The 10,786-nt window shown below is 61.7% G+C and carries 11 protein-coding genes; 6 read left to right on the forward strand and 5 right to left on the reverse strand.

The window, feature by feature from the left end:
• The first annotated feature begins 58 nt into the window (after positions 1–58).
• The 4 genes from OSC50_RS07365 (at position 59) to OSC50_RS07380 (ending at position 3,781) form a co-directional block, all read left to right on the forward strand.
• Positions 59–571: an ankyrin repeat domain-containing protein gene (locus OSC50_RS07365; RefSeq protein WP_181075689.1), complete on the forward strand. Its 513-nt coding sequence runs from the start codon at positions 59–61 to the stop codon at positions 569–571.
• 41 nt (positions 572–612) lie between these two features.
• Entirely contained in the window at positions 613–1,143 is a 531-nt protein-coding gene (locus OSC50_RS07370) for a hypothetical protein (RefSeq protein ID WP_266246243.1), read from the forward strand.
• 67 nt (positions 1,144–1,210) lie between these two features.
• Positions 1,211–1,402, forward strand: a complete 192-nt coding sequence (locus tag OSC50_RS07375) for a PLDc N-terminal domain-containing protein (protein WP_003172956.1) — start codon at positions 1,211–1,213, stop codon at positions 1,400–1,402.
• A gap of 291 nt (positions 1,403–1,693) precedes the next feature.
• Entirely contained in the window at positions 1,694–3,781 is a 2,088-nt protein-coding gene (locus OSC50_RS07380; protein WP_253508680.1) for an LTA synthase family protein, read from the forward strand.
• Between the two features lie 56 nt (positions 3,782–3,837).
• On the opposite strand, the gene OSC50_RS07385 is transcribed toward OSC50_RS07380, so the two are convergent.
• Complete coding sequence (locus OSC50_RS07385; protein WP_003192767.1) at positions 3,838–3,990, reverse strand: DUF3309 family protein; 153 nt, start codon at positions 3,988–3,990, stop codon at positions 3,838–3,840.
• Positions 3,991–4,320: 330 nt separating this feature from the next.
• On the opposite strand from OSC50_RS07385, the gene OSC50_RS07390 reads away from it, so the two are divergent.
• On the forward strand, positions 4,321–5,136 hold the full coding sequence (locus tag OSC50_RS07390; protein WP_181075684.1) for an SDR family oxidoreductase: 816 nt from the start codon (positions 4,321–4,323) through the stop codon (positions 5,134–5,136).
• Between the two features lie 222 nt (positions 5,137–5,358).
• On the forward strand, positions 5,359–5,562 hold the full coding sequence (gene csrA, locus OSC50_RS07395; protein WP_181075682.1) for a carbon storage regulator CsrA: 204 nt from the start codon (positions 5,359–5,361) through the stop codon (positions 5,560–5,562).
• A gap of 9 nt (positions 5,563–5,571) precedes the next feature.
• Here the strand turns inward: csrA and OSC50_RS07400 are convergent, their stop codons facing one another.
• The 4 genes from OSC50_RS07400 to OSC50_RS07415 all read right to left on the reverse strand — a co-directional run bounded on the left by OSC50_RS07400 (position 5,572) and on the right by OSC50_RS07415 (position 10,666).
• Entirely contained in the window at positions 5,572–5,799 is a 228-nt protein-coding gene (locus OSC50_RS07400; RefSeq protein ID WP_003192759.1) for a YheU family protein, read from the reverse strand.
• 59 nt (positions 5,800–5,858) lie between these two features.
• Complete coding sequence (locus OSC50_RS07405; RefSeq protein ID WP_181075680.1) at positions 5,859–7,043, reverse strand: osmoprotectant NAGGN system M42 family peptidase; 1,185 nt, start codon at positions 7,041–7,043, stop codon at positions 5,859–5,861.
• Between the two features lie 113 nt (positions 7,044–7,156).
• A complete protein-coding gene (ngg, locus tag OSC50_RS07410) occupies positions 7,157–8,890 on the reverse strand; it encodes an N-acetylglutaminylglutamine synthetase (protein ID WP_266246238.1) in 1,734 nt (577 codons plus the stop codon).
• A 3-nt stretch (positions 8,891–8,893) separates the two neighbouring features.
• On the reverse strand, positions 8,894–10,666 hold the full coding sequence (locus tag OSC50_RS07415) for an N-acetylglutaminylglutamine amidotransferase (RefSeq protein WP_253508676.1): 1,773 nt from the start codon (positions 10,664–10,666) through the stop codon (positions 8,894–8,896).
• Positions 10,667–10,786: the final 120 nt, after the last annotated feature.

Below are 10,786 nucleotides of genomic sequence, written 5' to 3' on the forward strand. Positions count from 1 at the left end.
CGTCGCGACACTGGGCGCCCTATGAGTACTTGAATTCGCACCCGCTAAGGAGCCCCGCATGTCCACCCCTCGACAAATGACCGAAGACGAAGCCGCCGAATTTGCCGAACAGGTCTTCGATGTGGCCCGCAAAGGCGACGCCGCCATGCTCGCCGCGCTGCTGGCCAAGGGTTTGCCGGCCAACTTGCGCAACCACAATGGCGACACCTTGCTGATGCTCGCCGCGTACCACGGCCATGCCGAAGCGGTCAAAGTATTGCTGGAATTCAAGGCCAACCCGCTGATCGCCAACGACAAGAATCAATTACCGATCGCCGGCGCGGCGTTCAAAGGCAATCTGCCCGTGGTCAAGGCCCTGATCGAAGGCGGTACACCGGTGGAGGCCGCATCTTCGGACGGTCGCACCGCGTTGATGATGGCGGCGATGTTCAATCGCGTTGAAATGCTCGACTACCTGCTCGCCCAGGGCGCCAACCCCAACGCCACCGACGCCCAGGGCGCTACGGCGCTGGCGGCGGCGCAAACCATGGGTGCGATGGATACGGCGGCGCGCTTGCAGAATCTGGTGTAGGCTTTGCGCCCTCGAAAATCACACCGCTGCAGGAATGCCCCATGAAAACCGCCCTCGTCGAACTTATCAGTCACATCAGCGCCGGCGTCATGGGCGAGGATGAGGTGGCGCGCATCGCCGAGGAAGCAGCCCAGGCCTACGCCGATCCGGCAGCGTTTCTGGCGGCCAACCCGGATATCAACTACGACGACACCTTCCCGATTCCGCTGGGAGAGTGGGTCGTAGTCGGCAGCCTGCCCGACACGGTGTTGTTCCAGGCCGACACTTATGGCGACCTGTTTGCCCAGATCGTCGCTTCGTTCGGCCCCGGCGTGGCGTTCAACCTCAAGCCCAAGCAACTGGCCAAGACCGAGGCGCTGACCGCGCTCAATCGTATCCAGGTGCAAATGAGCGCCTTGAGCCGGGAAGACGGCGGTTATGTGCTGGTGAACTTCAGCCAGTTGCTGGACGACGACATCCAGGTGGTGCTGGTCCACGGCAATGCCTTGCCGCGCGTGCTGGCGTTGTGCGCCGAGATCGGGATCAAGGCCGAGCCGTCCCTGGAAGCCCTGAAAATCGCCGTACATGTCTGAAATAAAACGGAACCCTGGCAGGGGCTGACTATCCTACAAGGGCATGCCCTCACTTAGGAGCGACACCATGGGTTCCACTTTCAACGGCCTGATCGGCCTGATCATCCTCGCGCTGGATATCTGGGCGATTATCAACGTCTTCAAAAGCGGCGCCAGCACTGGGGCCAAGGTGTTGTGGATCCTGCTGATCCTGCTGCTGCCGGTGCTGGGCCTGATCATCTGGGCGATCGCCGGGCCGCGCGGTAACGTGCGGATCTGACAGCTCGCTCAGCGGCACGGTAAGCGTGGGAGGGGGCCTGCTCCCTCCCAGCCTGGTTTCAGCGCATTGCACAGATTTGTGTGTCCAAATATTCGCTGCACAAAATTTTCACATCCCATTCAAGACAATCCCCCGGCTCCATCTCCCGGCCAAGGCCCCTGCCTCAGGCGCTTTTAAAGGCGGCGCAGCGGTGCTCGTTCAGTAATTAATAGCCTTGATGGCATTGATCGGGCACCATTCGCGCCACTGCAATACTTCGTCACTTCAACTTCCAATGGGTCCTGAAACGACATGGCAAACCCGGACGCCCTGAGCCAGCAGCGAGCCTCGACTCGCCTGCTGCAACCGACCGTCAAATCCCATCTGGCCTACACGCTGCTGTGCGCACTGATCATGATGGTGATGTTCTCCCTGCTGCGCCTGGCGCTGCTGGTGTACAACCGCGAGATGATCCTCGACACGCCGGCCTCGACGTTCCTCGAAGCGTTCGGCAACGGCCTGCGCCTGGACCTGCGCCTGGTGGTGTACCTGAGCATCCCGCTGTTGCTGGCGCTGTTCAGCGTGCGCGCGATGGCTGCGCGGGGGTTCTTCCGTTTCTGGTTGACCGTCGCGTCCAGCATTGCCCTGTTCCTGGGCCTGATGGAAATGGACTTCTATCGCGAGTTCCACCAGCGTCTCAACGGCCTGGTGTTCCAGTATGTGAAAGAAGACCCCAAAACCGTGATGAGCATGCTCTGGTACGGTTTCCCGGTGGTGCGTTACCTGCTGGCGTGGGCCGTGGGTACATTGATCCTGAGCATGGCATTCAAAGGCGCCGACCGCGCCACGCGCCCGCGCGGCCCGTTCAGCGGCGGCAGCATCGGTACGCGCCAGGTAGCGCCGTGGTATTCGCGCATCGCCGTATTTGTGGTGTGCCTGCTGGTGGCCGTGGTCGCCGCCCGTGGCACCCTGCGCCAGGGCCCGCCGCTGCGCTGGGGCGACGTGTACACCACCGAGTCCAACTTCGCCAACCAGTTGGGCCTCAACGGCACACTGTCACTGATTGCAGCGGCCAAGGCGCGCTTCTCCGAGGACCGCTCCAACATCTGGAAAGCCACGTTGGAACAGCCGCTGGCGACCCAGACCGTACGCGACATGCTGGTACTGCCGGCGGAAAAACTGGTAGACACCGACACTGCCGCCGTACGCCGTGACTACCTGCCGCCGGCCGAGAAGACCCTGCCGATCAAAAACGTTGTCGTGATCCTGATGGAAAGCTTCGCCGGCCACTCGGTGGGTGCGCTGGGCCGTCCGGGCAACATCACCCCATACTTCGACAAATTGTCCAAGGAAGGCCTGCTGTTCGACCGCTTTTTCTCCAACGGTACCCATACCCACCAGGGTATGTTCGCCACCATGGCCTGCTTCCCGAACCTGCCGGGCTTCGAATACCTGATGCAGACCCCCGAAGGCAGCCACAAACTGTCGGGTCTGCCGCAGCTGCTCAGCGCGCGCAAGTTCGACGACGTGTATGTCTACAACGGCGACTTCGCCTGGGACAACCAGTCGGGTTTCTTCAGCAACCAGGGCATGACCAACTTCATCGGCCGTAACGACTTCGTCGACCCGGTGTTCTCCGATCCGACCTGGGGCGTGTCCGACCAGGACATGTTCAACCGTGGCCTGCAAGAGCTGAAGGCTCGTGAAGGCGGCAAGCCGTTCTACGCGCTGCTGCAAACCCTGTCCAACCACACGCCGTACGCGTTGCCCACGCCATTGCCGGTAGAGAAAGTCACCGACCGTGGCAGTCTCAACGAACACTTGACCGCCATGCGTTACTCCGACTGGGCCCTGGGCCAGTTCTTTGAAAAGGCGCGTAAAGAGCCGTACTTCAAGGAAACCCTGTTCGTGATCGTCGGCGATCACGGCTTCGGCAACGAACAACAGATCACCGAGATGGACCTGGGCCGATTCAACGTGCCGATGCTGATGATCGCGCCGGGCATGCAGGAAAAGTTCGGCGAGCGCGATCACACGGTGGGTACGCAGATCGACATCGTGCCGACCATCATGGGACGCCTCGGTGGCGAAACCCTGCATCAGTGCTGGGGGCGCGACCTGCTGAACCTGCCGGAAGGCGACAAGGGCTTCGGCGTGATCAAGCCTTCGGGCAGCGATCAGACCGTGGCGTTGGTGACGGCGGACCGCATCCTGGTACTGCCCAAGGAAATGCCACCAAAGTTGTGGCAGTACGAATTGGGCGCCAACCCGACCGGTAAATTAATTCCCGAGTCCTCGGACGAGGCGGCACTCAAGCAGAAACTTGAGTCGTTCCTGCAAACGGCCACCAAGAGCCTGCTGGACAATACCGCCGGCGTGGTAGACGGCAAGCCGGACTGATTGACCGGCAATAAAAAAGAGGCCTTCTTGAAGGCCTCTTTTTTTTGACTGCGCTTTTATATCTTGCCGAGCAACAACAGCACCAGCAGCACGACCAGTACCACGCCCAGAATACCCGACGGGCCATAGCCCCAGTTACGCGAGTGCGGGAACACCGGCAGACCGCCGACCAGCAGCAGAATCAGAATGATGATTAAAATGAGGCTCATGGTTTTATTTCCTTATAGGCCTTATGCAAGGACAGGTTATTTAACGGTAGGACCGTAATGTTAATTACCGGCGCCTTAACAACTCCGACTGTAGTGCCGTACAGAAAATTCCCTGTTTTTTTAATCCATTTCGATAACTAGCTTATTTCCTTTAAATACTGCGTCGGACTAAGCCTTAGTTGAAAAAAGATTGAACTTAGGCCGAGCGCAGGCATCCGACCTGGCCGCCGGTTTGCCCGGGGCATTCATCACTCTGATGGTGAGTGGGCCGCCCAACAACCTTCGCTACACTGCCGATCACTTCTTCTGTGAACCACAAGGCTACTTCTTATGCAAAATCGCATGATGATCACTGGTGCCGGCTCCGGCCTGGGTCGCGAAATCGCGCTGCGCTGGGCGCGCGAGGGCTGGCAGTTGGCCTTGTCGGATGTGAGTGAGCCCGGCCTGCAGGAAACCCTCAAACAGGTACGCGAAGTCGGCGGCGAAGGCTTTGTACAGCGCTGCGATGTCCGCGACTACAGCCAGCTCACCGCGTTTGCCCAGGCCTGCGAGGTCAAGTTGGGGGGGATCGATGTGATCGTCAACAACGCCGGGGTGGCTTCCGGCGGGTTCTTTGCGGAGCTGTCGCTGGAAGACTGGGACTGGCAGATCGCAATTAACCTGATGGGCGTGGTCAAGGGCTGCAAAGCGTTCCTGCCGCTGCTGGAAAAGAGCAAGGGTCGCATCATCAACATCGCGTCCATGGCGGCGCTGATGCAGGGCCCGGCCATGAGCAACTACAACGTGGCCAAGGCCGGCGTGGTGGCGCTGTCGGAGAGCCTGCTGGTGGAGCTCAGGCAACAGGAAGTCGGGGTACACGTGGTCTGCCCATCGTTTTTCCAGACCAACCTGTTGGACTCGTTCCGAGGCCCCACGCCGGCCATGAAAGCGCAGGTAGGCAAGTTGCTCGAGAGTTCGCCGATCTCGGCGGCGGATATCGCCGATTACATCTACCAGCGTGTCGCCGAGGGCGAGTTCATGATTCTGCCCCATGAACAGGGGCGGATGGCCTGGGCATTGAAGCAAAAGAACCCGCAACTGCTTTATGACGAAATGGCCAGCATGGCCGACAAAATGCGCGCCAAGGCGCAGGCGACCAAAGGCTGAAACATCACAAGAACCTCAATTTCTCAGGCTTGCCCCCGAGGGTGATGAATTTATGTAGAAAACCATAGGTGAGAGAGTGGAAAACCCCTTCGCATCTTTCACCAAGTCTGTCAGTTAAATTACCGGTCGATGTAGGGCCTGCCTGTTTTAGGGGCAGGGCATTGATGCTTTTACATCCGGCGCGCATGGTCGGGGTCCTGTCACTCTAAAAGGACAACCGCCATGCTGGTCTTAAGCCGCGCCGTAGGCGAAAGCATTTCCATCGGCGATGACATCGCCTTGCACATCGTCGAATTGAACGGGAACCACGTGAAGTTCGGCATCCAGGCCCCGGCCGGGGTGAATGTTCATCGCGCCGAGGTGTACCAGAAAATCCTCAAGCGCCAGGGACCCGCCACTCATCCGGTGGTGGTGCCCAACCCCTGAAAGATCCGCTCAGTCGAACAGATGCTTGGGCACGTCGTGCTTGAGCATCAGTTGGCACTGCTCGCTTTCAGGGTCGAAAACAATCAGGGCCTGGCCCTTGGTCAGCGCCTGGCGCACGCGCAGCACGCGGGTTTCCAGCGGCGTGTCGTCGCCGTTGTCGGTGCCGTCGCGGGTGACGAAGTCTTCGATGAGGCGGGTCAGGGTGTCGACTTCAAGTGCATCGTAGGGAATCAGCATACAAGCCTCGGGTGTTGGATCCCGGCGATCCTACTGCGCCGGGACTCCAGTTGCCAGCGTCAGGACTTTTGACCGATCAGGCTGTCCACCGATGGCACTCGCGTGTCGCTCTCCATCTGCGTTTCGTGCTCGATCTGATGACTGAAGCGGTCCAGTGAGCCTTGGGCCGGTTGCGCGTCGCTGGCGAACACCGGCGGGCTGAGAATATACGCGCCCAGCAGGCGGCTCAGCGCGGCCAGGCTGTCGATGTGCGTGCGTTCATAGCCGTGGGTTGCATCGCAGCCGAATGCCAGCAGGGCGGTGCGGATATCGTGGCCGGCGGTCACCGCCGAATGGGCGTCGCTGAAGTAGTAGCGGAACAGATCACGGCGCACCGGCAGTTCGTTATCCGCCGCCAGGCGCAGCAGGTGCCGGGACAGGTGATAGTCGTACGGCCCGCCGGAATCCTGCATTGCCACACTCACCGCATGCTCGCTGGAATGCTGGCCGGGCGCGACCGGGGCGATGTCGATACCGACAAATTCACTCACATCCCAAGGCAGCGCCGCCGCCGCACCACTGCCGGTTTCTTCGGTGATGGTAAACAGCGGATGACAGTCGATCAGCAACGGTTCGCCACTGTCGACAATTGCCTTGAGCGCCGCGAGCAGGGCGGCGACGCCGGCTTTGTCGTCCAGGTGGCGGGCACTGATATGCCCGCTTTCGGTGAACTCGGGCAACGGGTCGAACGCCACGTAGTCGCCCACGCTGATCCCCAGGGAATCGCAGTCGGCGCGGGTCGCGCAGTAGGCGTCCAGGCGTAGCTCGACATGGTCCCAGCTCACCGGCATTTCATCCACGGCGGTGTTGAACGCATGCCCGGAGGCCATCAGTGGCAACACGCTGCCACGGATCACACCGTTGTCGGTGAACAGGCTCACCCGGCTGCCTTCGGCAAAGCGGCTCGACCAGCAACCGACCGGCGCCAGCGTCAGGCGGCCGTTGTCCTTGATCGCGCGCACGGCGGCGCCGATGGTGTCCAAGTGCGCCGACACCGCGCGGTCCGGGCTGTTTTTCTGACCCTTGAGCGTGGCGCGAATAGTGCCGCGCCGGGTCATTTCAAACGGAATGCCCAGTTCTTCCAGGCGCTCGGCCACATAGCGCACGATGGTGTCGGTGAAGCCGGTAGGGCTGGGAATGGCGAGCATTTCCAGCAGGACTTTTTGCAGGTAGTTGAGATCCGGTTCTGGGATGGTTCGGGTCATAAAGGTTTCCTTTAGTTGCAAGCGTTGAGCTGCAAGCTTCAAGTTAAAAGCGGTATCTGAGGCTTGCCGGCAATGCTCTACTCTTGAAGCTTGCAGCTTGTAACTCGAGGCTTCTAACTGTGTGGAAATAGAAGGTCCACAAATCGCTCGGCCGTCGGCTGCGGCTCGTGGTTGGCCAGGCCGGCCCGTTCGTTGGCTTCGATAAACACGTACTCGGGTTGATCGGCGGCGGGCACCATCAGGTCCAGGCCCACCATGGGGATGTCCAGGGCACGGGCGGCGCGCACGGCGGCGTCCACCAGCGTGGGGTGCAGGATTGCGGTGACGTCCTCCAGGCAACCGCCGGTGTGCAGGTTGGCGGTACGCCGCACCGCCAGGGTTTTGCCGCGTGGCAGGATGCTGCTGTAGTCATAACCGGCGGCGGCGAGGGTGCGTTCGGTCTCGGCGTCGAGTGGGATCTTGCTCTCGCCGTCGGTGGCTGCCTGGCGACGTCGGCTCTGGGCTTCGATCAGCGCACGGATGGAATGCTGACCATCGCCGGTGACTTCGGCGGGACGCCGGATCGCGGCGGCGACCACGTCGAAACCGATCACCAGGATGCGCAGGTCCAGGCCCTCGTGGAAGCTCTCCAACAGCACGCGGCTGTCGAACTGGCGCGCCGCTTCGATGGCCTGCTGGACCTCTTCAATGGTGCGCAGATCCACCGCCACCCCCTGGCCCTGTTCGCCATCGAGCGGCTTGACCACGATGCGCTGGTGTCGATCGAGGAACTCCAGGTTGTCGTCGGGGCTGCCCGCCAACTGCTGCGACGGCACGTTCAACCCGGCCGCCTCGAAGGTCTTGTGGGTCAGGCTCTTGTCCTGGCACAGGGTCATGCTGATGGCGCTGGTCAGGTCGCTCAACGATTCGCGGCAGCGCACCCGGCGCCCGCCATGACTGAGGGTGAACAGCCCGGCATCGGCGTCATCGACCTGCACATCGATGCCGCGCCGATGGGCTTCTTCGACGATGATCCGCGCATACGGGTTGAACCCCGCCTCAGGGCCGGGGCCAAGGAACAGCGGTTGGTTGATGCCGTTCTTGTGCTTGATCGCAAAGGTCGTCAGCGCGCGAAAACCCAGCTTGGCATAGAGGTTCTTGGCCTGGCGGTTATCGTGCAGCACCGACAGGTCGAGGTAGCTCAGGCCACGGCTCATAAAGTGTTCGACCAAATGGCGCACCAGCACTTCGCCCACACCGGGGCGGGTGCACTGCGGGTCGACCGCCAGGCACCATAGGCTGCAGCCGTTTTCCGGGTCGTGAAAGGCTTTTTGATGGTTCAGGCCCATGACGCTGCCGATTACCGCGCCGCTGTCTTCATCCTCGGCCAGCCAGTACACCGGGCCGCCCTGATGACGTGGAGTGAGGCGCTCGGCGTCCACCGGCAACATGCCCCGGCCTTGATACAGCAGGTTAACCGCGTGCCAATCCGCCTCGCTTTGCACACGGCGAATGCGGAACCCGCGAAATACTCGCGTGGCCGGGCGATAGTCGCTGAACCACAAACGCAGGGTGTCGGACGGGTCGAGGAACAATTGCTGCGGGTCGATCCCCAGAATCTGCTGGGGCGCGGCCACGTACAGTGCGATATCGCGCTCCCCCGGCTGCTCTTTGAGCAACTCTTTAGCCAGGCTGGTCGGGTCGGGAAAGGTGTGACCGATCAACAGGCGACCCCAGCCGCAATGCACCGCAATCGGCTCGGCGGCCAGGGGGCTGCCATCTTCGGCCAGGCGGGCCTGCAGGCGCTCATAGGTCGGCGCCTGGCCCTTCAACAAACGTTGGCTGTAAGCCGCGGCGTGAGGTTTCATCAATCAGATTCCTTGTTCGCTGAGCCACAGGTTCAGCGCTGCCAGTTGCCACAGCTTGGAGCCGCGCAGCGGGGTCAGCTGGCCTTGGGGGTCGGTCAGCAGACGATCGAGCATCGCTGGGTTGAACAGGCCGCGATCCTGGCTCGGGTCCAGCAGCAATTCACGCACCCAGTTAAGGGTATCGCCTTGCAAATGCTTGAGACCCGGCACCGGGAAGTAGCCTTTCTTGCGGTCGATGACCTCGCTGGGGATCACTCGGCGTGCGGCCTCTTTAAGCACCTGCTTGCCGCCATCGGGCAGTTTGAACTTACCTGGCACACGGGCCGAGAGTTCCACCAAGCGATAGTCGAGGAAGGGCGTGCGCGCTTCCAGGCCCCAGGCCATGGTCATGTTGTCGACGCGCTTGACCGGGTCGTCCACCAGCATCACCGTGCTGTCCAGGCGCAGAGCCTTGTCCACGGCGGCATCGGCGCCCGGCATCGCAAAATGCTCGCGTACGAAGTCACCGGCGGCGTCGTTGGCGGTCAACCACTTGGGCGCGACGGTGGCCGCGTAGTCGTCGTAGCTGCGGTCGAAAAACGCCTCGCGATAGGCCGCGTACGGGTCGCTCGCGCCGTCCACTTGCGGGTACCAGTGGTAACCGGCGAACAATTCGTCGGCGCCCTGGCCGCTCTGTACCACCTTGCAATGCTTGGCCACTTCCCGCGACAGCAGGTAGAAGGCGATGCAGTCGTGGCTGACCATCGGTTCGCTCATGGCCCGGAAGGCCGCCGGCAGTTGCTCGATGATTTCGCTCTCGGCAATGCGCAACTGGTGATGGCGCGTGCCGTAGTGCCTGGCGATCAAGTCCGAATACTGGAACTCGTCACCACGCTCGCCGCCGGCATCTTCAAAACCGATGGAGAAGGTCGACAGGTCCTGCACGCCGACTTCCCGCAACAGGCCCACGAGCATGCTCGAATCGACACCGCCGGAGAGCAGCACGCCCACATCCACGGCGGCGCGTTGGCGGATCGCCACGGCTTCGCGCGTGCTGTCGAGCACGCGGTCGGTCCAGTCTTGCAGGGTCAGGTTCTTTTCATCGTCATGGGGGCCGTAGGGCAGGGTCCACCAGGTTTTCTGCTCGGTCTTGCCGTCGGCGTCGATGCGCATCCAGCTGGCCGGCGGCAGCTTTTCGATGCCCGCCAGCAACGTGCGCGGCGCCGGCACCACGGCGTGGAAGTTCAGGTAATGGTTGAGCGCCACCGGATCGAGGATCGGGTTGATATCGCCGCCCTTGAGCAGCGCCGGGAGCGCCGAGGCAAAGCGCAGGCGCTGACCGGTGCGCGACAGGTACAACGGCTTCACGCCGAGGCGGTCGCGGGCGATAAACAGCCGCTGCGCATCGCGCTCCCAGATGGCGAAGGCAAACATGCCATTGAGCTTGGGCAGCAGCGCTTCGCCCCAGGCGTGATAACCCTTGAGCAGCACTTCGGTGTCGCCGCCGGAATAGAACGCGTAGCCGAGGGCTTCAAGCTCCTGGCGCAGTTCCGGGAAGTTGTAGATCGCACCGTTGAACGCCAGGGACAGCCCCAATTGGGCGTCGACCATCGGTTGGGCGGAGCCATCCGACAGGTCCATGATTTTCAGACGGCGATGGCCCAGGGCAATCGGCCCTTGGGCATGGAAGCCCCACGCGTCAGGGCCGCGTGGCGCCAAATGATGGGTGATGCGCTCAACCGCAGCCAGGTCGGCAGGTTGGGCATCGAAACGTAACTCACCAGCTAATCCGCACATAAATTCCTTACCGGTTTTTCCGTTGGGGAGGGATGAAGTACCGCGCGCCAAAACGGCGGGTACCCAGAAACTGACCCGAGCAGATTGTGGGAGTTTTAGAACAATACGTTATAAGGCAAT

Origin of the sequence: Pseudomonas quebecensis, assembly GCF_026410085.1 — a bacterium.
Taxonomy (GTDB): Bacteria; Pseudomonadota; Gammaproteobacteria; order Pseudomonadales; family Pseudomonadaceae; genus Aquipseudomonas; species Aquipseudomonas quebecensis.